Raw genomic sequence first — 23,873 nt, 5'->3', positions numbered from 1 at the left:
CTACCCGGCCAGGCAGCTTTCAGGTAGCGGCCTTGCGCTTCGTCGCCTTGGCCACGGCGGCCGGCGCTGCTGCCGGTTTGCGGCCAAGTCCTGTCGACTTTGCCAGTGCCGACCGTGTCGCCGAATAGTTTGGCGCAACCATCGGATAGTCCGGCGGCAGACCCCATTTGGCCCGGTAGTCGTCCGGGCTCAGGCCGTAATCCGTCCTGAGGTGCCGCTTCAGCGACTTGAACTTCTTTCCGTCCTCAAGGCAGATGATGTAGTCGGGAAACACCGACTTCTTCGGGTTCACAGCCGGAACCAGGGTCGGGCTTTCCACGACAGGCGCACCAGCCAGCTTGCGAACCGAAGCGCTGACGCTGGCAATCAACTCAGGCAGACCGGAAGCCGGAAGCGGATTGTTGCCGATATAGGCCGAGACAATATCGGCCGTCAGTTCGATAACGGTCTTATCATCGATATTTGACAATTCTTTCACCCTATTTGCGACAAAGTCATCCACCCCAGCGAAGACTTATGTCGATGTATCTCTTTAGGCGCGTCCCCCAACGGACCACGAAGTCTCAAAAAGGAATTAGGACTCGCAACAAGTATTTTTCATCGGAAATCGACGTCGCGCAAATTAGAAAATCTAATACTTGGAACTGGCAGACTTCGCAGCATGGCCGTCGGCCAATATCTCTAGAATACGCTTCCAGCGGGCGCAACGCCCGAAATCCTTCTGTTCTATCGCCTTTTCGGCCTTCATCGCGGCGTAAAGCGGGGCCTCGGCGCCGAATTCCTTGATCAGCCAATACGCTTCCTGCCTGGCGAGACGTTCATTTTCGTCAAACATGATTTTCGGCCTCCGAACGCTCCAAGCCGACCGCGACACAACTGCCGATGACGAGGATAGCTCCGACGATGGCCGTCAACGTCAGCGTTTCGCCCGACAAGGTCAGCAGCAGCGTCGAAGCGATCGGCGTGAGATAGGCGACGACCGCGACCTTGCCGCTGCCTTCGAGCTTCAAGGCGCGCGACCAGAAGTAGTAGCCCAACCCCATCGGACCAGCGCCGAGATAGAGGCCGAGAACCAGGTCCGTGCCAACGGGCCAGGCGAAACCGTCGCGAGCGCACCACAAGAACGTCAAGGCGACACCGATCAGCGACGATGGCAGCAACAGACGATCCGGCGAGGTGGCAAGCCGTCCCACCATGACCGAATAGAAGGCCATGCACAGTGCGGACCCGAATGCGGCGAGATAGCCGACGAGATCCCCCTGGAGCCAGGATTGGTTGCGCCCTCCCGAAACCACCAGTGCAACGCCGATGAAGCCCACGATCGCGGCGCCGCCCAGCAATGCCGGGCGCCGCGGGCTCTCCAAGGCGATGACCGCCGCCGCGACCATCAACGGCCAGGTGTAGGCCACCAGATTGGCCTCGATCACCGGCATCGAGGCGAAGGCGATGTATTGCAGCACCATGGTGCCGACCAGACCGATGAAGCCCACCGCGAGAGGCACGAATGCTGCCCTCGCCGTGACGGGCGCGGCACTATCCCTGCTCATCAACCGGATGGCGGCGAAGACGAGTGCAGCTCCCGTAAATTGCAGGAACTGCACCTTCGACACCGGATGACTGGCCAGCAGGGATTTGCCGACCAGCGCATTGGTCGACCACAACGCCACCGCGCCCGCAGCGAAGACCAGCGCGGATATCGAGCCTGATCCATGCCTAAAGAAACCGTATGGGGTTCTATCTCTGTCTTCGACCATGATCCTGTCCGAAAACCGGTTCCCACTTTTCGGGATCATGGTTCATTACCATGATTCCCTGGCTCCGCCCGGAACCGGTGCCTCGGGCGACGCCGGAACGAGACGCTCTTCCTCGAACCGGCGATAGGCCGGCAACTGGTTGGTCCAGACGTCTTCGGCCAACTCGTTGACCCATTCGCGGTCATGGTCGTTGTCGGCAGCGAGATAGAACATGCGATTGTCGTCGACATAGGGCTTGGCCACCGAGCGCTGGTTGAGCACCAGCGTGACGCGCTCGCCGAATCGGATCGGCGCGGTGCGGTGCAGGACGCCGAGAAACTGCCCAAGCGTCGCGTAGTTCATCTTGTGATCGATGCGCATGACACGGTTGCGCGGAATCTCGCGGCCGGCTTCGAGGATGGCGCGGCCGGTTTCCGAGTCGTCGCAGTAGATTTCGAGGTGGCCGCCGACCAGCGGATTGCTGATCGACAGCGGAATGAGCTCGGTGACCGGAACGCCATCGCAATGCCATTCCACGGCGCCGTCCTTGGGATTCATGAAGGTCACTGTCGAGCCGACGATCGACAGCGGATAGGGCTCCAGCTTGGTGCCCATCATGTCGGACAGCCGCTCCAGCCGCAGCTTGTCATGCAGCAACTCCTTGATCTCGGGGATGAAACGGTCGGCGCCGGTGATGAAGGTCAAGTCGAGGTGCTTGTGCACGGCATGGCTGGCCTTGAGCTTCAGTGCGGCCTCCTCGATTGCGGCAAGCAGTGCCGGGTCATAGCCGTGCAGATATTGCGCGACGCCGAAACTCGACACTTTCCAGGCGGTTTCGTGGCCGATGATGGCTTCGCGGCTCATCGCATAACGCAGTTCGGGAATGGTATGGGCGTTCATTGTACTTCTCCAGGATGGGGGCAACACTTGATAAACAGTCGATTAATTCACCCACCCCTGTAAAATTAGGAATGCTAGTGCTAGCGTAAGCGCAGCTTAAGGTCGAAACCGTGCGTCTGCTCAGTCAGGTCAACCTCAACTCGCTGAAAATCGTGGAGAGTGCTGCGAGGCATAGGAATTTCACGCGCGCCGGTGAAGAACAGTTCATCACCGCTTCCGCGGTGAGCCAGCGCGTCAAAAGCCTGGAGGACCAGCTTCGCTTCAAGATATTCCTGCGTGGCGGCAATGCCGTCTCGCTGACGCCGGAAGGCGAGACCTATGTTTCGCGGGTTCGCGAGGCGCTGGAGCGAATCGTTGCCGCCAGCATGGAAGCGACCGGGCAATCGCAGGAGCATGTGTTGAAGATTTCAGTGTTGCCGACCTTTGCCGCGCGCTGGCTGTTTCCGCGCCTGCCGCTGTTCCAAAGGCAATACCCGGACATCGAGATGCGCGTCTCGACCTCCTACGCGACGCATGAATTCTCGACATCGGAATTCGATGTCGAGATCCGCTATGGCGACGGCCGGTTCCCCGAGCTCAGCGCCGACCTTCTGTTCAAGGAGGACCTGACGCCGGTGTGCAGCAGGAAACTCTTCCATGAAATCCTGGGCGACAAGCCGCTGTCGAAGGTGAAGCCCGAAGATCTGCGCCACTTCACGCTGCTGCATTCCGACACCTGCACCCAGAACTGGCAATCATGGCTCGACTTCGCCGGCGCCGGCTCCGTGCTCCACGAGACCAAGAGCATCTATTTCGATTCTTGCTTGATGTCCTACGAGGCGGCCGGTGCCGGATTGGGATTTGCTGTGGCCAATCGTGCCTATATGGCCAGCGATATCCGTGCAGAAAGGCTGGTGGCTCCTTTCGCGGTGCACCACCCGAACACGGCGGGATGGTATTTCGTCTGTCCCGACAAGACGCTGCCGGCGCGCAAGGTATCCCTGTTCAAGCAGTGGATCACGGCGGAAGCCGCTTTGACGCAGAGCCAGTTGGACGCAGAGATCGGCGGCTGAGCTTCGACCCCCGGAAATCTGTTACGCAAGTGTCGGATTGATTGTCCACCGACGAGAGTCGACCGATCAGAAGCAATGTCCGAAGTTGAGAACCATCGGTCAATAGACGGCCAATCCATGCAACCCAGCCTGGTCGGCAAGATCGTTGAGCTCACGCCGCTTGAGCAGGACCATTCGTCGGCGCTTCTGAGCGCGGCTGCGGATGGCGAGCTGTGGAACCTGAAGGCCACCGTGGTCCCGGGACCGGGTTCGATCGATGGGTATATTGCCAACGCCCTGGCTGGACGACAGGCCGGCACTGTCATGCCTTACGCGATCGTGATGCGCAGCACGGGGCTGATCTGCGGCAGCACCCGGTTCTGGAAGATCGATCGCACCAATAGAACGCTGGAGATTGGGCACACATGGCTCAGCAGCTCGGCTCAGCGATCAGGAATCAATACCGAGGCGAAGTATCTTCTCCTGACCCATGCATTCGAGGTCATGGGATGTGTCCGCGTGCAATTCACCACGGACGAACTGAACGACGCGTCAAGGGCAGCCATTCTGCGAATAGGGGCAAAGCAGGAGGGGATCGTTCGCAACGAGCGGATCATGCCGGACGGCAGGAAGCGCAATTCCGTCCGGTTCAGCATCATCGATTCCGAGTGGCCGGACGTAAAGGCAATGCTGAAGCACAAAATGCAGCGATAGTCAGCGCGGGCCGTTCAACCTTGGACTTTCAACGAAAAACGTCATGGGATCAGGCGAAAGCCCTGCCCTCCTCGGTGCGCTGGAAGAGCATCAGGTCCAACCCCAGGCTTGGCCGTCCCAGGATGGTGAGAATCGTATGCGCCTGGCCGCGGTGATGGGTCTGGTGGTTGAAGACATGATCCAACGCCGGCGCCAGCCTTTGCGACACCGTGCGCATGTCCGAGACAGTCATGTAGGTGAAGCGGCCCGTCAGCGCCTTGTCGCCGAGCCCGCCGACCCAATCGATGATCCTCTTGTCCTCGGCTTCACGCGCCTTCCGCAGGCCGGGCAAGCCCCGGTGCAGGACGGCGTCCAGCGTCGTTGGCGCGTCGCCCTCGCCGGTGAAGCGCTTCATCCAGATGCGGTCGGCTGTCAGCAGGTGGTTGAGCGTGCCCATCATGGAGCCGAAAAAAGCCCCGACGTCGCGGTTGAATTCCTCTTCGTCGAGCTCCGCGGCGGCATCATAGATGCGGTTGTTGGCCCATTGATTGTAGGCCGCAAACATCATGAAATGCTGTCTCATGGTTTCCTCTCGGCTCGCGTCGACACGGAGGCCTACCTACCCCGCAGGAACGCCGACGCCAATGACCATTCTGCTCTACGACCTCGTCGGACGCGACACCACACGCCCGTTCAGCCCGCATTGCTGGAAGGTGGCGATGGCGCTTGCGCACAAGGGGCTCGCCATCTCAACCGCGCCGACGCGTTTTCTGGAGGTGCCCGCTGTCGAGAGCGGCGTTTCGAAAACCGTTCCGGTGATCCGCGACGGTGAGACGGTCGTCGCGGATTCCTTCGCCATCGCGCTCTATCTCGACGAAGCCTATCCGGATCGGCCGACGCTGTTTGGCGGTGAAGGCGGCAAGGCGATGGCACGCTTCATCGAACGCTGGTCGCAACTGACCATTCATCCCTATGTCACCACCGCCGCGATCATCGACCTCCATGCCATGCAGGACGAAGAGAACGCCGCTTATTTCCGCCGGAGCCGTGAGCAGCGCCTCGGCAAGAAGCTGGAGGATGTCGTCACCGCGCGCGACGCCGGGCTGGCAACATTCCGCGCCGCACTGGAGCCGCTGCGTTCAATGCTCGGCTACCAGCCGTACATTGGCGGTGCTTCGCCACTGTTTGCCGATTATATCGTCTTCGGTGCGCTGCAGTGGGCGCGCATAGCCACGCCCTACCAGCTGCTCGACGACAGCGACGTGGTGGCGCAATGGTTCGCCCGCTGCCTCGACCTGCATGGCGGGCTGGGGCGGAAGGCTGCCGCAGCGGCGTGACGGTGTAACGCCTGCCCTGCCGCCAGGCAGCACGAGCGCCGTCAATCCCTTGCGAGCAAGGTCAGCAGCGAGATAGCCAGGCCTTACTTGGCCGCAGCCTTTTTGGGCTTGCTGGTCTTTGGGGCAGCCTTCGCCTCCTTGGGGGCGGCTTTTGGCTTGGCGGCGACGGCTGCCTTCTTGACGGGCTTTTTGGCTGCCGGCTTGCCCGCGGCGTCCTGCTGGTCGACGTCGGCTGCCGCCTGGTGCCAATGGCGATCATGCTGGCCAGCCGGTTGTCCCTCTTGCAGCCAGATCTGATGCGCGCGGTTGCGAATGCGTTCCTGACGATCGTCTGCCATGGTCATATTGTCTCCATTCGGGCCGACTTCAGCGCGGCGCCGACACGCGACTATAGCAAGCAAAGCATCGCATTACAGCCATCCGATCTCGCCTGCTGGTCTGTCCCATCGGCGCCGGCCTGGCGCAGAAACGCGCAGCGTTCCAGTCCTTCGCTCCCGCTCCGGGCGTTCGTCACTCGGAAAGCCAAGCAATTGGCTTTCCGTCCGCTTGGCGGACCGTTCCTCACCCCTTGGCAATGGGCCGGGCGACTTGTATAGAGCCCGCCACTCTCAATTCCATTCTCATCAGAAGGACGACCCATGGCGCTCGAACGCACCTTTTCCATGATCAAGCCGGACGCGACCCGGCGCAACCTCACCGGCGCCATCACCAGAATGCTGGAAGAGGCCGGCCTGCGCGTCATCGCTTCGCGCCGGGTCTGGATGAGCCGCCGTGAGGCGGAAGGCTTTTATGCCGTCCACAAGGACCGTCCGTTCTTCGGCGAACTGGTCGAGTTCATGTCGTCGGCACCGACCGTCGTGCAGGTGCTGGAAGGCGAGAACGCCATTGCCAGGAACCGCGAAGTGATGGGCGCCACCAACCCGGCCAACGCCGCCGAAGGCACCATCCGCAAGGTGCATGCGCTGTCGATCGGCGAAAACTCGGTGCACGGCTCCGATGCGCCGGAGACCGCGGCGGAAGAGATCAAGTACTGGTTCTCGGACACCGAGATCGTCGGCTGAGCCGACAATCCCGAGCTTGGATCACGCAAAAAAAGGCCGGCGTCTCGCCGGCCTTTTTCATTGGCGCAACAATCAGGTCTCGCGCACGAACTGCAGCATGTCGGCATGCAGCCGGTCCATGACGCCGAACCGGGAAATCAGCTTGCGGCACTGAAGCGCAGGATCTCGCGGCCATCCTTGTCTGATATGACGAGCCTGCCGGCATCGACACTGTATGACGCGGCCTTGGTCAGTGCATGGAACAGCGCCTTTTCCTCGGCCATCACCTCGGGCGCACAGGCCTTGTAGGTCGAGCCGATGTCGCTGATGGCGATCGTCTGGCCATCGACCTTGGCGGTGGCGAAATAGGTGTTGCAGGGGCCGCTGCCGCCTGCCTTGCCGGCCTCGCTGACCCTGAATGTCGCTTGCGGCGCGGTGATGGCGCCAACGCCGTCGACATAGTCGACCAGCCAAACCTGACCAAAGACAGCATCCGCCGACTCGGCGTTCGGTGCGACCATCTTCAGCACAATGGTCTGCGGCACGTCGGTCAGCGGATCAATCTGATGGCGCATATCGGAGACGAACAGGAGCTTGTCGTCGACAGTGATCCGGGCCTGCAACGCGTAGGTCATCTGCGGCCGGATAATGGAAGGGTCGAATTTGATCTCGAAGCTGATCGGCACCTGACCGGTCGGCTTCACGGTCTGCTTGCCGATGATCGCGGCAGGCGCGTCAGCCAGCGACACGTCGGCAAGCTGGACGGAGAGCACTGCACTGGGCGGCAAGGCGATGCGCTCGCGATAGATCACCTCGCCGCGCACGGAATTTTCGGCGGCGACGGACAATTCCGGCACGGCCAACATGCCGACGACCAGAGGCACGAAACCGAAGACGAAAAATTCGGCGATCCTGTCCAGCATGACCATCTCCCTTGCCCAGGCTGACCAACCGCGGTCAATTGGCCAAAGGATTGCGGTCAATGCATGGCTGCAGCAGGTTTTATTCGGACGGTTTCCAGCGTTGCGCGGCCCTGGCGTCGGCTTCCTTGGCCTCGACCCAGCCGCCCTCGGAGCCGTCGGTGCGATGCTCCTTCTTCCAGAACGGGGCGCGCGATTTCAGGTAGTCCATGAGAAAGTTCGCGGCCTCGAACGCCGCCTGGCGATGCACTGAGGCGGCCACCACCAGAACGATGTTCTCGCCAGGCGCAATCTTGCCATGGCGGTGAATGGCGGTGAGGCCTTGCAGCGGCCAACGCTGAAGCGCTTCGGTGGCGATGCGGCTGATCTCGGCTTCCGCCATGCCCGGATAATGCTCGAGTTCGAGTGCCGAGAGCGCACCTTGCTCGTCGCGGCAAAGGCCCGAGAATGATACTACGGCGCCGATGTCGGCGCGGCCCTGCGTCAGTCTGGAGATCTCGGCGGCGACGTCGAAATCCTGTGCCTGGATGCGCACTGTCGGCACCACGGCGGCTGACATGGGTCAGCCCCCGGTCATCGGCGGGAACAGCGCAATCTCGCGCGCACCGGCGATCTTTTCGCGATGCTCGACATGTTCCTGGTTGATGGCGACGCGGATCACGTCGGGATATTGCAGCGCGTGCTCGTAGCCCTCGCCACGTGATTTCAGCCAGCGCAGGAGGTCGGCGACCGTCTCGATGCCGGCAGGCAAGTCGACGTCTTCCTCAGGCAGGCCGATCCGCTCGCGCACCCAGGCAAAATAGATGAGCCGGGTCGTCATCTCACTCGTCCATGATGTGCTTGAGGCCGGCGCGGAAATAGTCGTAGCCGGTGTAGAGCGTGACTAGCGCCGCGATCCACAGCAGCACCAGCCCGGTCTGCGTGGTCAGCGGGAAGATCTTGTCGCCGGCCGGCCCAGCCAGCAGGAAGGCGATGGCGACCATCTGGATCGCCGTCTTCCATTTTGCCAGCTGCGTCACCGGCACCGAGACCTTGAGCGCCGCCAGATATTCGCGCAGGCCCGAGACGAGGATTTCGCGGCACAGGATGATGATCGCCGCCCACAGCGACCAGCCGGCGATGCCGGCGTGGCGATCGGTGTCGGCCGCCAGCAGCAACAGGCACGTGGCGACCAGCAATTTGTCGGCGATCGGATCGAGCATCTTGCCGATGTTGGAGGTCTGCTGCCAGGCGCGCGCCAGGTAACCGTCCAGATAATCGGTGATCGAGGCGAGCAGGAAGATGATCAGCGCCGACCAGCGGGCGAATTCGCTCGACTTCAGATGTCCTTCGAGAAAAAAGCACAGCACCACCAGCGGCACCGCGACGATGCGGGCGTAGGTGAGCATGTTGGGCAAGTTGAACGCGCGCTTGGCCATGTCTAGGGAACTCTTTCTGCCTGCCTACTCAAATCAGAAGCTGTTGTAGGGGGTCAACAGGCCAAAATCGATTGGCCAGCCGAAAAGTGCTGAAAGTGTGATGCATGTCGTCGCCCCAAAATCGCTGCGCATTTTTGGGCGACATGCATCGGCTCTCATCGAAATAATTATTCACGACAAATTGCGCAACTTTCCCGCCCCCTCGCTAAAACATCGGCGGATACCTGCGAACGTCGCAATGTCCCGAAGCCTGCAACCGCGCCGCTGCGCGCAACTCGGCAGCACGTTTCGTGCATCGCTTTCCGCAATATAGCTTCTGGCCATTGTGGCGCGTTCGCTTCATGCGCTTGTCACAGATCACGCATGACAAGGGTGGTCTCGGCGGCTTCGGCTTCCTAGGCATCTATGCCGCTTTAGCACGCTTTGGTGCGACATAGGCGCCATATACCATTAGATGCCGATCCCGACACGCCCAGACAGCACAGGCCGTGCGACCCTTCCCAGCAGACACTCCCATACATTTTCAGCTCTCATGAAAATGATTGTAGACCAGTTTCGCCACCTGTTCGGAAATGCCGTCGACTTTCCTCAGATCCTCGATGGCGGCACGGCTGACCGCTTTGGCGGTGCCGAAATGCATCAGCAGGGCGCGTTTGCGGCCGGGACCGATGCCGCTGATCTCGTCGAGCGGGCTCTTGACCATCTCCTTCTTACGGCGCGCACGGTGCGAACCGATGGCGAAACGGTGGACCTCGTCGCGCAGCCGCTGGACAAAGTAGAGGACGGGATCGCGAACCGGCAACGAGAACGAATCTCTGCCCCTGACGAAGAAGCGCTCGCGGCCGGCGTCGCGGTCCTGGCCCTTGGCGATGCCAATGGCCACGACACGATCCTCGATGCCGAGATCAGAGAGAATCTTTCGCACCGCCGTCATCTGGCCCTGGCCGCCGTCGATCAGGATGACGTCGGGCCAGGCCGGGAAACTGCCGGAGATGTCGTCCTCGATATCCGCCGCCTCGCCTGCAGCCGCGTCGGCCACGACGACATCGCCATGCTCCTTGAGCAACCGCGAAAAACGCCGCTCCATAACCTCGCGCATCATGCCGAAATCGTCGCCCGGCGTGATCTCGGTCGAGCGGATGTTGAACTTGCGATACTGGTTCTTGACGAAGCCTTCCGGCCCGGCGACGACCATGGCGCCGACGGCATTGGTGCCCATGATGTGCGAGTTGTCGTAGACTTCGATGCGCACCGGAGGCTTGGCGAGACCAAACGTCTCGGCCATACCGGCAAGCAGGCGGCCTTGCGTCGAGGTTTCAGCCAGCCGGCGGCCGAGCGCCTCACGGGCGTTCTGCAGGGCGTTGTCGATCAGGTCCTTCTTCTCGCCGCGCTGCGGCACCGAGATCGAGACCTTTCGGCCAGCGCGGGTCGACAGCGCCTCGGCCAGCAGTTCCTGGTCCTCGACGGTTTGCGACAGAAGGATGGTGCGCGGCGTCGGCTTGTCGTCATAGAACTGAGCCAGGAACGAGCCCAGCACTTCCGATCCCTCCAGCGCCGGGTCGGCCTTGGGGAAATAGGCGCGATTGCCCCAGTTCTGGCCGGTGCGGAAGAAGAACACCTGGATGCAGACCTGGCCGCCTTCCTGATGGATGGCGAAGACATCAGCCTCATCGACGGTGGCCGGATTGATGCCCTGATGGCTCTGTACATGCGACAGGGCCGCCAGCCGGTCGCGATAGATCGCGGCGCGCTCGAAATCGAGGTCTTCCGAGGCCTGCTGCATGGCAGCCGAGATTTCCGTCTTCACCTTCTGGCTGCGGCCCGACAAGAAGTCCTTCGCCTCGCCAACAAGCTCGGCGTAGTCCTCGTGCGAAACCTCTCCGGTACAAGGTCCGGCGCAGCGCTTGATCTGGTAGAGCAGGCACGGCCGCGTACGGTTCTCGTAGAAGGAGTTGGTGCAGCTGCGCAGCAGGAAGGCGCGCTGCAGCGAATTGATGGTGCGGCCGACGGCGCCAGCCGAAGCGAAGGGTCCGTAATAATCGCCTTTGCGGGAACGGGCGCCGCGATGCTTGTAGATGCCGGGCGAGACATGGTCGCCGGTCAGAAGGATATAGGGAAACGACTTGTCGTCGCGCATCAGCACATTGAATCGCGGCCGCAAGCGCTTGATGAGGTTGGCTTCGAGCAGCAGCGCTTCGATCTCGGTGCGGGTGACGACGAACTCCATCGTCGACGTCTCGCGCACCATGCGGCCGATGCGGTTGGTGTGGAACCGGCCTTGCGCATAGTTTGTGACGCGCTTCTTGAGGCTGCGCGCCTTGCCGACATAGAGCACGTCGCCGGTGGCGTTCATCATGCGGTAGACGCCGGGCGCGTTGGGCAGCCGCTTGACCAGTGTCTGGATGACCTCGGCGCCGACCATGCCTTCGGCGTCGCCGGCATGCGGCGTCCAGTCGATGGCGGTGAAGGCTATGTCGGGCCCGGCGGGTTCGACGATCTCCTCCAGCGCCTCGTCCTCGAGGTCGAGTTCGACTTCGGGAGGCATGTCGTCGCCGCCACTACGTGGCTTGCTTTTCTGATCTACAGGACTCATTCCGCCATGCCTGTCACATCGGGTGTCTGCCACGCAAGATGCTGGCCGCCATCGAGCGCGATCATCTGGCCGGTGACAGAGCGCGCTTCCCAGAGATAGCGGATGGTGGCGCCGAATTCCGGCAATTCCGGGCCGCGCTTGAGGATCAAGCCATCGAGCTGCGCGGCGAAATCGCTGTCATCCTGGCGAGCATTCTTCAGGGTCGGCCCCGGGCCGATGGCATTGACGCGGATGCGGGGACCCAGCGCTTGTGCCATCATCTGCGTGGCCGTCCACAGCGTCGACTTGGACAGCGCATAGGAGAAATAGCGCGGCGTCGGCCGCCAGACGCGCTGATCGATGATGTTGACGATCAGCCCCTCCTGGCCTTGCGGCAACGCCAGGACGAAGTTCTGCGCCAGCAATGCCGGCGCCTTCACATGCACGGCAAAGTGCCGATCCCAGGCCCGCCAGTCGAAGTCCAGAACCGAATCGTCCTCGAACAGCGACGCATTGTTGACCAGCAGCGAGAGCGGTCCGAGCGCGGCTTCCGCCTGGCCGACGAGGTCGCCGACGGCGTCCATATCGGTGAGGTCGGCGGCGACCACGGCGGCGCGGCCGCCGGTCCGGTTGATCAGGCCGGCCAATGCATCCGCTTCGTCGCGCGACCGATTGCAGTGGATGGCCACGGCAAAACCGTGGGCGGCGAGATCCTCGACGATCGCCCTGCCGATCCGTTTCGCCCCGCCCGTCACCAGCGCCGTGGCAGTGGCTTTGCTCATAGGGTGTCAATCCTCAATTTCGGCCCGAAAAAACGATGCCGGCCAAATATGGCCCGGCAGGCGTCAAATGGCGTTCGCACCTTGGGCAGCATTGTGGCGAAACGACCAATTGGCATTCCGACTTGTCCTGAACTTGGAGCCGCCCGATCGCAATATAGGACGCTGGACTCCTTGCACCAAGCGGTGTGCAGTGCAGCATGCAGCGGCTCCTGCCATTTCGCTGTTGCGAAGATGCAACGTCAAGGTTCCGCCTCAATCGCGCCGGGGAATGACCCAAGTTCAGGTTCGCTTCAGCCGCATTTTGACACGACATTTGGAACCGACGAACGCCAGATCCGTTTCACCCCCCGGACGGGTCGATGGCGATCGTGAGAAACAAGCCTGTGTCCTGTGGCTTAAGGAGTAAAGAACAATGCAAGCCAATCTCAAATTCGCACGGCCGCTGGCCGTGGCGCTCGGGCTCTTCGCCCTCAGCGGAACTGCCTATGCCGCGGACGTCGTCCAGGAAGAGCCGCCGGCACCCGCGCCGGTTGCCGAACTTCCGGTCGCTTCGTGGGCAGGCCCCTATGCCGGTCTCAACGTTGGCTATGGCTTTAGCGGCCGTACCAAGGAGAGAGATTTCGGCGTTGAAACTGATACCAAGGGTTTCGTCGGCAGTGCCTTCGGCGGCTACCAATGGCAGCAGGAGAACTTCGTCTACGGTGCTGAAGCCGAACTCGGCTACAACGGCGTCAAGGGTGACGACAACGGCATCGATTCCAAGGGCGGCTTCGAAGGCTCGCTGCGTGCCCGTCTTGGCTACGCCGTGACCCCGGAAATTCTGCTCTATGGCACCGGCGGTCTCGCCGGCAGAAGCCTTAAGGTGGAAGACAGTGTCCTTGGCAGCAGCGATAGCGCAACCATGCTCGGCTGGACCGCCGGTCTCGGCACCGACATCAAGCTGACCGACAACGTGTTCGGCCGCGTCGAGTACCGCTACACCGATTTCGGCAGCAAGGACTTCGGTGGTGGCATCGGCAACGTCAAGGCAACCGACAACCGCGTCACCTTCGGCGTCGGTATGAAGTTCTAAGTCGTTCAAGCCACGACACGAAAAAGCCGGGCCTCGTGCCCGGCTTTTTTTGTGTCCGATGGTCGGTTGAGCGATCGATCGATAACGCGGGGTGATCACTCGATCACCCGGGAATACAGCCTTTCAGCTCCGGGAATTTTTCATCGAAGCGTGCCGCCCAGCGTACCAGCCGAGCGCGACCCTTTTCCCATTTTCCGGCAAAGCGCAGTGCGAGATAGCCAAGGCAGGCGCGCAGCGCCATGTGGCCGGCGGTGATTTTCTTGGGCAGCTTTGGCGGGTTGGCGTTGAGCAGATCGAGCGCTGCGGTGATCTTCGCCCACTGCCGGTCGAGCCATGGCTCATAGACCATCGCGTCAGGCCGCGTGCGCCGCTCATAGACCATCGACAGCGCGCAATCGCAAATGCCGTCCGCCAACGCCTCCAGCACCTCCACCTCGAGGCGCTTGTCAGGATTGCGCGGAAACAGCGCGCTCTTCGAAACACGGTTGAGGTGCTGGGTAATGGCGCGGCTGTCATGGATCGAGCGGCCGTCGTCGAGCACCAGCACCGGGATCTTGCCCAGTGGATTGGCGCCGACCAGTTCGGCCGGTTTGTCCTCGGTCTTGATCGGCACGAGATCGATGGCGATGCCGGCATAGGCCGCAGCCATACGCACCTTGGAGCTGTAGGGAGAAGTGGAGGCATAGAGCAGTCTGGGCATGATCGGTTTCCTGTTTGCCGGACCGGCACTTTTGACCGGGAGTGGCTGCCCGGCAATGGCCAGGCGACAAAAAACCAACTGCCAGAAAACCGGTGATGGTTTCCTGCCATGACCATTGCGGCATGGCTAAAGTGACATGGCTACAGACGGATCCGCGATCGAGATGGAGCAAGAAAATCTCCGCAGAGCGGAACATCCGATCTGCTTTTCAATCCTCCGCAACCCCGGCTTCGCGGCGGGGCATTCGTCTCATAACCGGCACGAAAGAAAGCCAAACCGCGCGAGCAAGCGAGGCAGCCTGTCCGGCGCCTCGCTTTGCTGCCCTGGCCCCCTCTCCGACGGTCCTGCGCACGGCCCGAAAACCAGCGTCGGTTTCCGGGATGATCATGCGCCGATCGCAAGTGTCAAAGCGTTCTCCGCGCATCCGCCAGGACACACGGTGCTCCAACAAGACCCAGACTACTTCTTGGCCGGGGCCTTCGCCTTTGCCGGCGCTGCCTTGGCCTTGGGGGCCGCGGCTTTCTTCACGGCAGGCTTTGTTGCCGCAGCCGCCGCTTTCTTGGCCGGTGCTGCCTTTGCGGCGGGCTTGGCCGCGGCCTTCGCGGGCGCTGCCTTCTTGGCTGCGGGTTTCGCCGCTGCCTTGGCTGCAGGCTTCTTGGCCGGTGCTGCCTTTGCGGCCGGCTTTGCCGCTGCCTTCGCCGGCGCTGCCTTCTTCACTGCCGGTTTTGCAACGGCCTTGGCTGCTGCCGGCTTCTTGGCCGGTGCTGCTTTTGCCTTTGCCGGTGCTGCCTTCGGCTTGGCCGCAGGTGCTGCTTTCTTCACTGCTGCCGCGACCTTCGCCGTTGCTGCTTTCACAGGTGCTTTCTTTGCCGGTGTCTTGGATGCCGGCGCCTTAGACGACTGCTTCGCCATGTCATGCCCCTTGCGTTACGCCGACGGCCGTGAATGACCTCGACGGGCAATGCATATCTGACTCGCGGCTCTCTAGCCAGCGAAGCATAAGACTGATTTTCGCAGCTTAGATTTTGGTTACTGATGGCACACGATCATGCTGATCATCGCAAAAATCCTCCGCTGATCTTTGACCATTGCCGGAAGTTCGCCGCCGACATTCTTCGCACCGTGTGAGACCGCCCCGCCGTCAAGCTCCGAAGGTCAGCGAGCATGATCTGCGGCATGATCGGTGCGATCATCTCGTGCAAGCCGACGATCTACACGGATCACATGAGCAATGCGATCACCGATCACTGCATCACCTTGTCAAGGCGATCCCATGACCGCTTGTCGCGAATTGACAGATAGCTCTACATCACAGAGTATTCTGCATTAGATGTAGGAGTGCTTCGATGTCTATCGCACAGGAGCAAGCGGCGCTGTTGCTGTACCGGATCACCGAGATGGCGCCCCATGGCAGCGGCCTCGTCGGTGATGGTCTCCGGCTTCGCTGCGCCGGAGCCAATCGATGAGCGCCGACGAAATCATCCACCAGAGCACGCGGCTCAGGATCATGGTCGCCCTGAACATGCTGGAAAGGCGGGAGGTGCTGGAATTCACCCGGCTGAAGGCCATCGTGGACGTCACCGACGGCAATCTCGGCGCGCATCTCGATACGCTGGCCAGGGCCGGTTATGTCGAGATCGAAAAGCTGTTCGTCGGACGCCGGCCGCAGACGCGGGTCAGGGCAACGACGAGCGGACGGCGCGCGTTCCGCGGTCACGCCGCCTTCCTGCGCAAAATTCTCGATCAGGCCGAGGCGACGCAGCGCAGAAAATAGTGCCGCGATTGGGCGAATCTCTCTATTCTTGTTTTGACGCAATTGCGGACGGAAAACCGTTTCGCACTTTTCCTGGAATTGCTCTAAATCTCTTGCTTTGACGCTATTCCGGACGGAAAACCGCTTCGCACTTTTCCTGGAATTGCTCTAACGCGTGGCGACCACGACGACGCCGGCGCCGATCATCACTCCGCCAGCCGCACGGTTGACGCGGCGCACGATCCTCGGCGTGCGCAGCAGGGTGCGGGCGCGGCCGGCGAGGATGACATGGCCGCCGATCACCACGAATTCGACAGCCAGGATCACCATTGTTAGCACACTGAGATGGCCAACATCGAGCGACGCGCCGACGACGTTCGGCAGCAGCGCCACATAGAACAGCGGCATTTTCGGATTGCCGAGATTGAGCGCAATACCCGTGGCGAAGATCGTCAGCAGCCCGCGCCGCCCGGAGATGGGTTGCAGTTCCGGTACCACGGGCACGGCAGTCCACAACCTGATGCCCATCCAGATCAGATAGGCCGCACCGCCATAGCGAAGCACCGTCATGACGATCGCCATCTTGGCGGCGATGATCGACAGGCCGAAGGCGGCGAGGACCAGGAAGATGAGGATGCCGACCACCGTGCCTGCGCCATAGGCAATGCCCGACGCGGCACCGCTGGAGATCGTACGGGCGACGATCGTCATGTTGTCCGGACCAGGACTGGCGGCGAACACGAAGAAGGCAGCCGTGAAGGCAAGGATGGTGGCAAGGTCCATGAAGACTCCCGAAAGTGATCTGTCGCTCTCGGGCGTTCAGGCTAGCCGATTTGCCTGTCAGCGACATCAGGAAATATCGGGTTAGGCGCGACGCGCATTGTCGTCACGGCTGATAGCCGAGGCAGATGGCGCCCAGCGCGACAATGGCGCAGGCTCCGACCCGCCGCGGTGTCAGCATCTCGCCGAGAAACAGGCGCCCGATGAAAGCGGCGAAGACGACGCTGGTTTCACGGATCGCTGTGATGGGACCGGCCGGCCCGAGCGCGAAGGCGGCGACCACGACGCCATAGGCCAAAAGCGCGAACAGGCCGCCGCCCAGCGCCTTCCAGGTTTCCGGCGCCCGCAGGTCGACGATGAGCCGGCCACGGCAGGCAACGAAGGTCGCCGGCAGCAACGCGCCGTAGATCACGAGAACCCAGGCGGTGTAGGCGCCGGCATTTCCCGCCGCACGAACGCCGATCGCATCGACCGTCGCATAGGCGGCGATGATCGCTCCCGTTGCCAGTGCATAGAGTATCGATGTCGTGGCGGCCCTGCCTCTTCCGAGCGAAAGGCCCATGATGCCGCCGGCGACCAGCGCGACGCCGACGGTCTGCGGCGCGGTGAGCTGCTGGTTGGCGAGGAAAAACCCGCCGAGCGTGACAAGCAGCGGCACGCTGCCACGAACGATCGGATAGACCTGTCCCAGTTCGCCATATCTGTAGGCGGCGACCAGAAAGCCGCTGTAGCCGACCTGAAGGCAAGCCGAGAGCACGACATAGGGCCAGGCCGGCGTGGCCGGAAGGGCATGAAAGATGGCGAAGGGAATGGCGAGCGCCGTACTGGAAAAGCTCATGACGGTGACGGTCCACAACCTGTCGGCCCCCGTTCGCAAGAAGGCGTTCCAGGTTGCGTGCAAGATCGCTGCAAACAGCGCGAGCCCGATGACCAACGGGCTCATTGCGGACGGCGCGAAGCCGCGATGATGCTCAAGGCCGCCTTGCGGGCGTCGCGTACGGCGGTGTCCGCCTGCCCCATCTGCGCCAGCAGGGTGGCACCTTCGATCAGCATCAACAGCGCCGCAGCCACACTGCCAGCGCGGCCACGCGGCATCTCCTTCTCGAGGATTGACTGCAAGCGCCGCTTGAGGCCGTTCTTCTGCCTGGCCACAGCCTTGAACACCGGATGCTCGGGATCGCCGAACTCGGCCAGCGCGTGCGCAAACAGACAGCCGTGGAAATCCGGGCTGCGGAACCAGCGCTCGTGCCAGTCGAAAATCTTTTCAATCTTCTGCTCGGGCGCGGCCACCTCTTCGGCGAGGCGGTCCAACTGACGGTCAAAACGCCTGGCGCGATAGTCGAGCACCTCGACGATCAGCTCGTCCTTGCTGGGAAAGTGACGATACATCGTCATCTTGGCCACATCGGCCTCGGCGATGATCCGGTCGATGCCCGTGGCATGGAAACCGGCGCGCTTGAACAGCGCATAGGCCGTTTCGACGACGTGCTGGCGTTTGTCGGAAACAGGCGACGAGGTCATGGCGCTTACCGGTGATGAGACAGGTCTGTCTCATATCTATGTGATAGTTCGCGCCTACAGTCAACACAGCACGAAAAAGCGCCTGCAGCTGACCGAGCCGCAGACGCCAAGGAATTGAGAAACGGAAAGCCGCGTTCAGCGCAGGATGCGGCAGCGGCCGTTGTAGACCATCCAGCGGTCGAAGCCCGAGACGCAGAATTCGACATTGTCGCCGATCGAAGCGAAGCCCTGGCCTTCTTCGATCAGGTACCAGATGGTGCGATCACGGCCGTCCGACAGGCTGACGGTGGCGCCGCAGTAGCGGCGGCCGATCGGCCAGGTTTCGTTGGCCGCCAGATAACGATGCTGGTGAATGCGCCGGAAATCGGTGATCTGCACGTTCGGCAGATGCGGCACGTGATGCACCTGGTAGGAGAAGCGGCTGGTGATCTTGTTCAGCACCCATGGCTGGCCGCAGACGCCGCCATCATCGTCGGAATAGACGCCAAGGTCGGCCGCCTGCACGGCCTGGGTGACGCCGAGAGGCGTCGCGAGCGGAGTGCAGAGCGAAATCAGGGCAGCAAGTGCGGATTTGGCAAAGCGAGTCATGACAGCCTCTCAAGGTCGATTGCGCGCACTGTGCGGATTCGCTTGGCGGCGGTCAAGCGGTTGCAGAAACAATGGTTTCCAGTTTGAAACTGCGTTGGCCAAAGCCGGATTTGCATGGAACCGGAATGGCTCCGCCACGTTGATCCCTAGACCCAAGAGAGCGCAAGCCCCGGGGTCGTTAAAGAGCCCGCCTTCCTGACCCCTCCGGAATGCGGGCTTTTTCGCGCCTGCCGGCGTTCCATTGGGTCGCTTCGATAAGGGGCCGCCGCGGCGCTACTCGCTGGCCAGCCATTCCAGCGACCAGTGCGCCGGCTTTTCCACGGCGAGCACTCTGTGCAAAGCCGGCAACAGTGTCCGCAGTTCACCCTCGAGCGTGAAAGGCGGGTTGACCACCAGCAGGCCGCTGCCGTCGAGGCTGGGTTCCGAAGAGGCGGGCCTGATCTCGAATTCTATGTCGAGCAGCTTAGGAATGCCGGATTGCCTCAGCGCCTTCCTGAAAGCGATGATCGCCTTGCGATCCTTGATCGGATACCACAGCGCATAGATGCCGCCAGGCCAGCGCTTGTGCGCCCTTATGAGCCCATCGACGAGGCGCTCGAACTCGCCCGCTTCCTCGAACGGCGGATCGATGAGCACCAGGCCGCGCTTTTCCTTCGGCGGCAGATGCGCGCCGAGCGCCAGCCAGCCGTCGAGCTCGATGATGCGGGCCTGGAAATCACCGGCAAAGAGTGTCCTCAGCTTGCCTGCATCCTTGGGATGCAGCTCGATCGCCGACAGCCGATCCTGCTTGCGCATGAGATGACGCGTGATCAGCGGCGAGCCCGGATATTTCTGGATGCCGGCCTCGGGATTGAGCGCACGCACCGCGTCGAGATAGGGGGCCAGAAGTGCCGCCACCGGCGCGGCGAACGAGGCATCGATCAACCGGCCGATACCGCCTTGCCACTCGCCGGTCTTCTGCGCCTCGACCGAGGACAGATCGTAGCGGCCGATGCCGGCATGGGTGTCGATGACGCGAAACGCCTTGTCCTTCTGCTTGAGATATTCGAGCAGTCGCGTCAGCACGACATGCTTGACGACGTCGGCAAAGTTTCCGGCGTGATAGGCGTGGCGATAATTCACTTGGAACCCCTGCCCCAGCGCGGCGGTGGCGGCTGCGAATTCGGATTTTCCGGCCTGCCGCCACCAGTGCGCAAGGTCAGCAAGAACCCGATCAGACCGATCGCCATCAGCGAGTAGCCGACCGGCCGCGCGCGGCTGTCGATCTCGCCGACACCGGAGCGCAGGATGAGATCGACCGCCCGCATCGGGATATCCTCCGCGTCGCCCGGGCCGACGGTGAAGAGGTAGGCGCCGGGCCTGACGGTCGCGATGAGGCCGGCCTCATCGCGAAAGATCTTGTCGGGTAGTTGCGGGCTGGCCTGGCGCGGGTTGTCGGAATGGTTGAACTGCAGCGTCGAGGCGAGCACCGTGCGGCCATTGGTGGCGGCGGTCAGCGTCAGCACCGTGCGCTGCTGCGAGACGATGCGCTCGGCCCGCGCGGTCAGGTCGACAAGCACCCGCACCGGCGCGTCGCGGCTGCCGAGCGGAACCGTCAGCGGCTTGAAGCGGCCCTGCTCATAGACGCGCCAGGTGCCGATCTCATGGCCCGAGAAATTGCCCATCGCCCAGGGATAGATGACACCGATGCCGCTGCCGGCGAGCAGGATCAGGACAAACAGAAAGCGCATGCGAATAATGCCCCCTTGATGCGACTATCCTGCATTGGCACTGTCGCGGATACGCTCCATCTCGTCCAGTAGCATGTCGAGGCCGAACTCGAAGGTCTTGTCGAAACCGGCGCTACCGACATAGGCCCGGCTGTCTTGACACTGGGAAAGTCCCTCGCCAGTTGCTCGTCACCGGCCGTGGTCACCGCCGAAGGGCCTTTGGCGTGGCCGCAGTCTCGTCGAGGATCGCACCGAAGCCACCTGCTTCGAACAGGGCGATTCCAGACCAATCTGTGAGAGCGCGGTCGCCTTGTTTCGTCGCTGACCCCTGACAGTGATGGCCCGCAGATGCGGGCCATCACTGTCGCCGGCATGTCACGACCAATCGCATCTGTTACGCTCATATCCGCTCATTCACAACGAGGATATGCCCTGTATATCCAAAGGTCTGGCCGCGAAGCCAACGCCGGCGTCATGATTAACCATTCGCAAACAGCGATGGTTAAGGTTTCGCTAATTTAGTTGACTAGGATTTCCACAGGTATATTTTCAATGCGTTGGGATGTGCAATTTGGGCGAGTAAATCGACGATGATGGCACTGGGCGTGTGATCGCGATTTTTGGGGCGCAGAGAATGCTGAACGGCAGCATACAGGTCGTGTAGTAGCACCAGCTCCGCGAACCCAGAGAACAATTTAACGCACATCGATGATGGCGATTCCGCAGACGCGGAGGGTTGTCACGTTCTCAAGGACGTGGCCGGGCAACGCTTTGTCACGGCCCGGCGGTAGCGTGTGCAGTGCGTGAGAGGAAAGCATGGGTAAGCTTACCAAGATTCTGAAACTGGAACCCGGGCACAGTCAAAGGGGCGCCAACCAAAACCGGAGCCGCGCCCTTGTCGCCGGAGGTGCGGGATTTTTGGGATCGCATCTGTGTGAACGTCTTTTGCGGGACGGATATGACGTTGTCGCGCTGGACAATTTCCACACCGGCAAGAGATACAACCTCAATGCCCTTCTGCGTAATCCGAGGTTCACGTGCATCGAGCACGACATCGTCAATGCACTGCCTTTGGGTCTTCAGTTCGATGAGATCTACAATCTCGCCTGCCCAGCCTCTCCGCCGCACTACCAGGAAGACCCGATCCATACCTTCAAGACAAACGTGCTTGGTTCGCTGAACCTTCTGGAACTGGCGCGACAGAACAACGCCAAGATATTCCAGGCTTCGACGTCCGAAGTCTATGGCGATCCCTTCGTACACCCACAGCCCGAGAGCTACTTCGGCAACGTCAATACGCACGGACCGCGGTCCTGCTACGACGAGGGCAAGCGCTCGGCCGAGACCCTGTTCTTCGACTATTCGAGAACATACGGCCTCGATATCCGCGTCGCCCGCATTTTCAACACCTACGGCCGCCGCATGCAGCCCGATGATGGGCGCGTGGTTTCGAACTTCATCGTCCAGGCGCTGCGCGGCCAAGACCTGACCGTCTATGGCAGCGGCCTGCAGACGCGTTCCTTCTGCTATGCCGACGACTTGATCGAGGGCTTTGTTCGGCTGATGAATGCGCCTGATGCGCCCGCGCATCCGGTCAACCTCGGCAATCCGGGCGAATTCACCATCATGGAACTGGCGACATTGGTTGTCAATTACACCAATTCCCGATCCAAGATCGTGCATCGGCCGCTGCCCGTCGACGATCCCAGACAGCGCAAGCCGGACATTTCCTTTGCCAGGAACAATCTCGGTTGGGAGCCGAAAATCAGCCTGAGCCAGGGGCTCGCGCATACCGTCGACTATTTTGACACCCTGCTCTACGGAAGCAAACTGGTGAAAGGAGCCGCGGCGTCATGACTCGCCCGGCAATCCTGGTGACGGGTGGGGCCGGCTTCATCGGCAGCCATACCTGCAAGCAGTTGGCCGCCGCTGGCTATCTGCCGGTGGTTTTCGACAATCTGAGCCGCGGCAACGAGAAATCCGTCGCCTGGGGTCCACTTGTCGTCGGCGACATCCGGGACCGGGATGCGCTGCAGGGGGCGATGAAGACGTACCGGCCGGCGTCGGTTATCCACTTTGCGGCGCTGGCCTATGTCGGTGAGTCCGTTCGCGAGCCGGCTGAATATTATTCGACCAATGTGACGGGCACCATCGCGGTGCTCGACGCGGCGCATGCGAACTCCATCGAGAACATCATCTTCTCCAGCAGCTGCGCAACCTACGGCGTGCCGGAAGCATTGCCCGTTCGCGAGACATCGTCGCAAAATCCGATCAGCCCCTACGGGCGCACCAAGCTGATGGGCGAACAGATCATCGGCGACTATGCGTCCGCATACGGAATGAAGTTTGCGATCCTGCGCTATTTCAACGCTTGCGGCGCCGATCCCGACGGCGAGCTTGGCGAGTGGCATTCGCCGGAAACGCACCTGATTCCCAGGGTGCTCATGGCGGCATCAGGCATCATAGACGAGATCGAGGTTTTCGGCACGGACTACGACACGTCGGACGGCACGTGCGTGCGCGACTATATCCACGTCAGCGATCTGGCCCGCGCCCATCTGAAAGCTCTCATGCACCTCGAGGGCGGGGGACAAAACCTGGCGGTCAACCTCGGCACAGGGCGGGGCGTGTCCATCAAGGAGATTGTCGAGGCGGTCAGCCGAATGACGTCAAGACCGGTTCCGGTCGTCTTCAGGACCCGGCGCCCGGGAGACCCGGCTGAGCTCTACGCCGATCCGGGAAGCGCCCGCGAACATCTTGGCTTTGTGCCGGAGCTTTCCGACGTCGACACGATCGTCAGGACGGCTGCCCCATTTTTTGGGCTGGAGACGAAACCGATGAAACGGCCGCCAACCAGGACGGCAGCGCCTGTCGCCGCTCGATGGCTCAGGAATAGCGGGGGCGGCAGCTCGCGCGTTGGCCAAATCCGCTAGGGGTGCAGATATAAGGCGAATTCCCCAGGAACGTGCCGCCATTGCCCGGATTGTAAGAGGCTTTCACCGGCGCCGGCGTGCGGACAGTGATCCGCCTTGGCGATGCAAAAGCGTAAGCTCTTTCAGTCGTGCGCACCGCGCTCGTCATCCGGATCAGAGGTTCGCTTCTGAGCGAATGAACCATGGACCAGGCGCGGACCGGCTGGACCGCGGATTTGCTGCGAAGCGAGTAGGCCACAGGCTTGGCGAAGACCGAATTGGTTTTGGTTGCATCCACACTCTGACAACCTGAAACCGTCGCGATCACCAGCGCAGCCACAATAATAAACGCGCTATTTTTGCCCGAGCGAAACGCGCCCATTGCGGAATTTTTCATCTTGTGTCCCCTGCC

Annotated in this window: 30 protein-coding genes; 9 read left to right on the top strand and 21 right to left on the bottom strand. The window is 61.7% G+C overall.

Annotated features, from left to right (window positions below; genetic code table 11):
- Positions 1-19 precede the first annotated feature (19 nt).
- The 4 genes from ACFSOZ_RS36565 to ACFSOZ_RS36550 all read right to left on the bottom strand — a co-directional run bounded on the left by ACFSOZ_RS36565 (position 20) and on the right by ACFSOZ_RS36550 (position 2,633).
- Entirely contained in the window at positions 20-469 is a 450-nt protein-coding gene (locus ACFSOZ_RS36565; protein WP_379106365.1) for a Ros/MucR family transcriptional regulator, read from the bottom strand.
- A gap of 162 nt (positions 470-631) precedes the next feature.
- Positions 632-835, bottom strand: a complete 204-nt coding sequence (locus tag ACFSOZ_RS36560; RefSeq protein ID WP_379106363.1) for a hypothetical protein — start codon at positions 833-835, stop codon at positions 632-634.
- Complete coding sequence (locus ACFSOZ_RS36555; protein WP_379106362.1) at positions 828-1,754, bottom strand: DMT family transporter; 927 nt, start codon at positions 1,752-1,754, stop codon at positions 828-830. The genes ACFSOZ_RS36560 and ACFSOZ_RS36555 overlap by 8 nt, the downstream gene beginning before the upstream one ends.
- A 45-nt stretch (positions 1,755-1,799) precedes the next feature.
- A complete protein-coding gene (locus ACFSOZ_RS36550; protein WP_379106360.1) occupies positions 1,800-2,633 on the bottom strand; it encodes a hypothetical protein in 834 nt (277 codons plus the stop codon).
- A gap of 110 nt (positions 2,634-2,743) precedes the next feature.
- Here ACFSOZ_RS36550 and ACFSOZ_RS36545 point away from each other — a divergent pair, with 110 nt between their 5' ends.
- The gene (locus ACFSOZ_RS36545) at positions 2,744-3,685 is read left to right on the top strand and encodes a LysR substrate-binding domain-containing protein (protein ID WP_379106359.1); all 942 of its coding nucleotides are present in this window, start codon (positions 2,744-2,746) and stop codon (positions 3,683-3,685) included.
- 75 nt (positions 3,686-3,760) lie between these two features.
- A complete protein-coding gene (locus ACFSOZ_RS36540) occupies positions 3,761-4,378 on the top strand; it encodes a GNAT family N-acetyltransferase (RefSeq protein ID WP_379106357.1) in 618 nt (205 codons plus the stop codon).
- Positions 4,379-4,427: 49 nt separating this feature from the next.
- Here ACFSOZ_RS36540 and ACFSOZ_RS36535 read toward each other — a convergent pair whose 3' ends face one another.
- Positions 4,428-4,940, bottom strand: a complete 513-nt coding sequence (locus tag ACFSOZ_RS36535; RefSeq protein WP_379106355.1) for a DinB family protein — start codon at positions 4,938-4,940, stop codon at positions 4,428-4,430.
- Between the two features lie 61 nt (positions 4,941-5,001).
- Here ACFSOZ_RS36535 and ACFSOZ_RS36530 point away from each other — a divergent pair, with 61 nt between their 5' ends.
- The gene (locus ACFSOZ_RS36530; protein WP_379106352.1) at positions 5,002-5,694 is read left to right on the top strand and encodes a glutathione S-transferase family protein; all 693 of its coding nucleotides are present in this window, start codon (positions 5,002-5,004) and stop codon (positions 5,692-5,694) included.
- Between the two features lie 83 nt (positions 5,695-5,777).
- Here the strand turns inward: ACFSOZ_RS36530 and ACFSOZ_RS36525 are convergent, their stop codons facing one another.
- Positions 5,778-6,032 carry a DUF2934 domain-containing protein gene (locus tag ACFSOZ_RS36525; protein ID WP_379106350.1) on the bottom strand — a complete coding sequence of 85 codons (255 nt, stop codon included), beginning with the start codon at positions 6,030-6,032 and terminating at the stop codon, positions 5,778-5,780.
- 300 nt (positions 6,033-6,332) lie between these two features.
- Between ACFSOZ_RS36525 and ndk the strand changes: the two genes are divergently transcribed.
- Positions 6,333-6,755, top strand: coding sequence for a nucleoside-diphosphate kinase (gene ndk, locus ACFSOZ_RS36520; protein WP_013532476.1), 423 nt, complete (start codon positions 6,333-6,335; stop codon positions 6,753-6,755).
- 137 nt (positions 6,756-6,892) lie between these two features.
- Here ndk and ACFSOZ_RS36515 read toward each other — a convergent pair whose 3' ends face one another.
- The 6 genes from ACFSOZ_RS36515 to ACFSOZ_RS36490 all read right to left on the bottom strand — a co-directional run bounded on the left by ACFSOZ_RS36515 (position 6,893) and on the right by ACFSOZ_RS36490 (position 12,426).
- Positions 6,893-7,657: a YbaY family lipoprotein gene (locus ACFSOZ_RS36515; protein ID WP_379106348.1), complete on the bottom strand. Its 765-nt coding sequence runs from the start codon at positions 7,655-7,657 to the stop codon at positions 6,893-6,895.
- A 79-nt stretch (positions 7,658-7,736) separates the two neighbouring features.
- Positions 7,737-8,213, bottom strand: a complete 477-nt coding sequence (locus tag ACFSOZ_RS36510) for a molybdenum cofactor biosynthesis protein MoaE (RefSeq protein WP_379106346.1) — start codon at positions 8,211-8,213, stop codon at positions 7,737-7,739.
- Between the two features lie 3 nt (positions 8,214-8,216).
- The gene (gene moaD / locus ACFSOZ_RS36505; RefSeq protein ID WP_111549274.1) at positions 8,217-8,474 is read right to left on the bottom strand and encodes a molybdopterin converting factor subunit 1; all 258 of its coding nucleotides are present in this window, start codon (positions 8,472-8,474) and stop codon (positions 8,217-8,219) included.
- Position 8,475: 1 nt separating this feature from the next.
- On the bottom strand, positions 8,476-9,072 hold the full coding sequence (gene pgsA / locus ACFSOZ_RS36500) for a CDP-diacylglycerol--glycerol-3-phosphate 3-phosphatidyltransferase (RefSeq protein ID WP_379106345.1): 597 nt from the start codon (positions 9,070-9,072) through the stop codon (positions 8,476-8,478).
- Between the two features lie 523 nt (positions 9,073-9,595).
- Positions 9,596-11,665, bottom strand: coding sequence for an excinuclease ABC subunit UvrC (uvrC, locus tag ACFSOZ_RS36495; protein WP_379106343.1), 2,070 nt, complete (start codon positions 11,663-11,665; stop codon positions 9,596-9,598).
- A complete protein-coding gene (locus tag ACFSOZ_RS36490; protein WP_379106341.1) occupies positions 11,662-12,426 on the bottom strand; it encodes an SDR family oxidoreductase in 765 nt (254 codons plus the stop codon). The genes uvrC and ACFSOZ_RS36490 overlap by 4 nt, the downstream gene beginning before the upstream one ends.
- Positions 12,427-12,838: 412 nt before the next feature.
- Here ACFSOZ_RS36490 and ACFSOZ_RS36485 point away from each other — a divergent pair, with 412 nt between their 5' ends.
- Positions 12,839-13,498 carry an outer membrane protein gene (locus ACFSOZ_RS36485; protein ID WP_379106339.1) on the top strand — a complete coding sequence of 220 codons (660 nt, stop codon included), beginning with the start codon at positions 12,839-12,841 and terminating at the stop codon, positions 13,496-13,498.
- A gap of 103 nt (positions 13,499-13,601) precedes the next feature.
- On the opposite strand, the gene ACFSOZ_RS36480 is transcribed toward ACFSOZ_RS36485, so the two are convergent.
- Both ACFSOZ_RS36480 and ACFSOZ_RS36475 read right to left on the bottom strand, forming a co-directional pair.
- Positions 13,602-14,198, bottom strand: a complete 597-nt coding sequence (locus ACFSOZ_RS36480; protein WP_379106337.1) for a glutathione S-transferase family protein — start codon at positions 14,196-14,198, stop codon at positions 13,602-13,604.
- Between the two features lie 459 nt (positions 14,199-14,657).
- Positions 14,658-15,053, bottom strand: coding sequence for a hypothetical protein (locus tag ACFSOZ_RS36475; protein WP_379106335.1), 396 nt, complete (start codon positions 15,051-15,053; stop codon positions 14,658-14,660).
- A gap of 607 nt (positions 15,054-15,660) precedes the next feature.
- Here ACFSOZ_RS36475 and ACFSOZ_RS36470 point away from each other — a divergent pair.
- Positions 15,661-15,972: a transcriptional regulator gene (locus ACFSOZ_RS36470; RefSeq protein ID WP_379106333.1), complete on the top strand. Its 312-nt coding sequence runs from the start codon at positions 15,661-15,663 to the stop codon at positions 15,970-15,972.
- Between the two features lie 147 nt (positions 15,973-16,119).
- Here ACFSOZ_RS36470 and ACFSOZ_RS36465 read toward each other — a convergent pair whose 3' ends face one another.
- Together ACFSOZ_RS36465 and ACFSOZ_RS36460 are read right to left on the bottom strand one after the other, a co-directional pair.
- A complete protein-coding gene (locus tag ACFSOZ_RS36465; RefSeq protein ID WP_379106331.1) occupies positions 16,120-16,734 on the bottom strand; it encodes a LysE family translocator in 615 nt (204 codons plus the stop codon).
- A 103-nt stretch (positions 16,735-16,837) separates the two neighbouring features.
- Positions 16,838-17,608: an EamA family transporter gene (locus tag ACFSOZ_RS36460; protein WP_465264480.1), complete on the bottom strand. Its 771-nt coding sequence runs from the start codon at positions 17,606-17,608 to the stop codon at positions 16,838-16,840.
- Between ACFSOZ_RS36460 and ACFSOZ_RS36455 the strand changes: the two genes are divergently transcribed.
- Complete coding sequence (locus ACFSOZ_RS36455) at positions 17,568-17,699, top strand: hypothetical protein (protein ID WP_379106328.1); 132 nt, start codon at positions 17,568-17,570, stop codon at positions 17,697-17,699. The genes ACFSOZ_RS36460 and ACFSOZ_RS36455 overlap by 41 nt on opposite strands.
- On the opposite strand, the gene ACFSOZ_RS36450 is transcribed toward ACFSOZ_RS36455, so the two are convergent.
- From ACFSOZ_RS36450 to ACFSOZ_RS36435, 4 genes are all read right to left on the bottom strand, one after another.
- Positions 17,671-18,252, bottom strand: a complete 582-nt coding sequence (locus ACFSOZ_RS36450) for a TetR/AcrR family transcriptional regulator (protein WP_379106326.1) — start codon at positions 18,250-18,252, stop codon at positions 17,671-17,673. The two genes, ACFSOZ_RS36455 and ACFSOZ_RS36450, sit on opposite strands and share 29 nt — an antisense overlap.
- 135 nt (positions 18,253-18,387) lie before the next feature.
- Positions 18,388-18,840, bottom strand: a complete 453-nt coding sequence (locus ACFSOZ_RS36445) for a hypothetical protein (protein ID WP_379106323.1) — start codon at positions 18,838-18,840, stop codon at positions 18,388-18,390.
- A gap of 273 nt (positions 18,841-19,113) precedes the next feature.
- Positions 19,114-19,962, bottom strand: a complete 849-nt coding sequence (locus ACFSOZ_RS36440) for a 23S rRNA (adenine(2030)-N(6))-methyltransferase RlmJ (RefSeq protein ID WP_379106321.1) — start codon at positions 19,960-19,962, stop codon at positions 19,114-19,116.
- The gene (locus ACFSOZ_RS36435; protein WP_379106318.1) at positions 19,959-20,570 is read right to left on the bottom strand and encodes a hypothetical protein; all 612 of its coding nucleotides are present in this window, start codon (positions 20,568-20,570) and stop codon (positions 19,959-19,961) included. Before ACFSOZ_RS36435 ends, ACFSOZ_RS36440 begins: the two co-directional genes overlap by 4 nt.
- 795 nt (positions 20,571-21,365) lie before the next feature.
- On the opposite strand from ACFSOZ_RS36435, the gene ACFSOZ_RS36430 reads away from it, so the two are divergent.
- Positions 21,366-22,406: a UDP-glucuronic acid decarboxylase family protein gene (locus ACFSOZ_RS36430; RefSeq protein ID WP_379106315.1), complete on the top strand. Its 1,041-nt coding sequence runs from the start codon at positions 21,366-21,368 to the stop codon at positions 22,404-22,406.
- On the top strand, positions 22,403-23,482 hold the full coding sequence (gene galE, locus ACFSOZ_RS36425; RefSeq protein WP_379106313.1) for a UDP-glucose 4-epimerase GalE: 1,080 nt from the start codon (positions 22,403-22,405) through the stop codon (positions 23,480-23,482). The genes ACFSOZ_RS36430 and galE overlap by 4 nt, the downstream gene beginning before the upstream one ends.
- On the opposite strand, the gene ACFSOZ_RS36420 is transcribed toward galE, so the two are convergent.
- Complete coding sequence (locus ACFSOZ_RS36420) at positions 23,436-23,858, bottom strand: hypothetical protein (RefSeq protein ID WP_379106311.1); 423 nt, start codon at positions 23,856-23,858, stop codon at positions 23,436-23,438. The two genes, galE and ACFSOZ_RS36420, sit on opposite strands and share 47 nt — an antisense overlap.
- Between the last annotated feature and the right edge of the window lie 15 nt (positions 23,859-23,873).

The organism is Mesorhizobium newzealandense, from assembly GCF_042682145.1.
In the GTDB taxonomy this organism is placed as follows: Bacteria; Pseudomonadota; Alphaproteobacteria; order Rhizobiales; family Rhizobiaceae; genus Mesorhizobium; species Mesorhizobium newzealandense.
Note: the sequence above shows the minus strand (reverse complement) of the source record. Positions and strands in the feature narration are given on the sequence as shown.

Bases quoted from the DNA above. Each gene is read 5' to 3' on its own strand.
- ACFSOZ_RS36560 (WP_379106363.1), bottom strand. From the start codon at position 835: ATGTTTGACGAAAATGAACGTCTCGCCAGGCAGGAAGCGTATTGGCTG.
- ACFSOZ_RS36555 (WP_379106362.1), bottom strand. From the start codon at position 1,754: ATGGTCGAAGACAGAGATAGAACCCCATACGGTTTCTTTAGGCATGGA.
- ACFSOZ_RS36550 (WP_379106360.1), bottom strand. From the start codon at position 2,633: ATGAACGCCCATACCATTCCCGAACTGCGTTATGCGATGAGCCGCGAA.
- ACFSOZ_RS36540 (WP_379106357.1), top strand. From the start codon at position 3,761: ATGTCCGAAGTTGAGAACCATCGGTCAATAGACGGCCAATCCATGCAA.
- ACFSOZ_RS36535 (WP_379106355.1), bottom strand. From the start codon at position 4,940: ATGAGACAGCATTTCATGATGTTTGCGGCCTACAATCAATGGGCCAAC.
- ACFSOZ_RS36530 (WP_379106352.1), top strand. From the start codon at position 5,002: ATGACCATTCTGCTCTACGACCTCGTCGGACGCGACACCACACGCCCG.
- ACFSOZ_RS36525 (WP_379106350.1), bottom strand. From the start codon at position 6,032: ATGGCAGACGATCGTCAGGAACGCATTCGCAACCGCGCGCATCAGATC.
- ndk (WP_013532476.1), top strand. From the start codon at position 6,333: ATGGCGCTCGAACGCACCTTTTCCATGATCAAGCCGGACGCGACCCGG.
- ACFSOZ_RS36515 (WP_379106348.1), bottom strand. From the start codon at position 7,657: ATGCTGGACAGGATCGCCGAATTTTTCGTCTTCGGTTTCGTGCCTCTG.
- ACFSOZ_RS36510 (WP_379106346.1), bottom strand. From the start codon at position 8,213: ATGTCAGCCGCCGTGGTGCCGACAGTGCGCATCCAGGCACAGGATTTC.
- moaD (WP_111549274.1), bottom strand. From the start codon at position 8,474: ATGACGACCCGGCTCATCTATTTTGCCTGGGTGCGCGAGCGGATCGGC.
- pgsA (WP_379106345.1), bottom strand. From the start codon at position 9,072: ATGGCCAAGCGCGCGTTCAACTTGCCCAACATGCTCACCTACGCCCGC.
- uvrC (WP_379106343.1), bottom strand. From the start codon at position 11,665: ATGAGTCCTGTAGATCAGAAAAGCAAGCCACGTAGTGGCGGCGACGAC.
- ACFSOZ_RS36490 (WP_379106341.1), bottom strand. From the start codon at position 12,426: ATGAGCAAAGCCACTGCCACGGCGCTGGTGACGGGCGGGGCGAAACGG.
- ACFSOZ_RS36485 (WP_379106339.1), top strand. From the start codon at position 12,839: ATGCAAGCCAATCTCAAATTCGCACGGCCGCTGGCCGTGGCGCTCGGG.
- ACFSOZ_RS36480 (WP_379106337.1), bottom strand. From the start codon at position 14,198: ATGCCCAGACTGCTCTATGCCTCCACTTCTCCCTACAGCTCCAAGGTG.
- ACFSOZ_RS36470 (WP_379106333.1), top strand. From the start codon at position 15,661: ATGAGCGCCGACGAAATCATCCACCAGAGCACGCGGCTCAGGATCATG.
- ACFSOZ_RS36465 (WP_379106331.1), bottom strand. From the start codon at position 16,734: ATGGACCTTGCCACCATCCTTGCCTTCACGGCTGCCTTCTTCGTGTTC.
- ACFSOZ_RS36455 (WP_379106328.1), top strand. From the start codon at position 17,568: ATGACGGTGACGGTCCACAACCTGTCGGCCCCCGTTCGCAAGAAGGCG.
- ACFSOZ_RS36450 (WP_379106326.1), bottom strand. From the start codon at position 18,252: ATGACCTCGTCGCCTGTTTCCGACAAACGCCAGCACGTCGTCGAAACG.
- ACFSOZ_RS36445 (WP_379106323.1), bottom strand. From the start codon at position 18,840: ATGACTCGCTTTGCCAAATCCGCACTTGCTGCCCTGATTTCGCTCTGC.
- ACFSOZ_RS36435 (WP_379106318.1), bottom strand. From the start codon at position 20,570: ATGCGCTTTCTGTTTGTCCTGATCCTGCTCGCCGGCAGCGGCATCGGT.
- ACFSOZ_RS36430 (WP_379106315.1), top strand. From the start codon at position 21,366: ATGGGTAAGCTTACCAAGATTCTGAAACTGGAACCCGGGCACAGTCAA.
- galE (WP_379106313.1), top strand. From the start codon at position 22,403: ATGACTCGCCCGGCAATCCTGGTGACGGGTGGGGCCGGCTTCATCGGC.
- ACFSOZ_RS36420 (WP_379106311.1), bottom strand. From the start codon at position 23,858: ATGAAAAATTCCGCAATGGGCGCGTTTCGCTCGGGCAAAAATAGCGCG.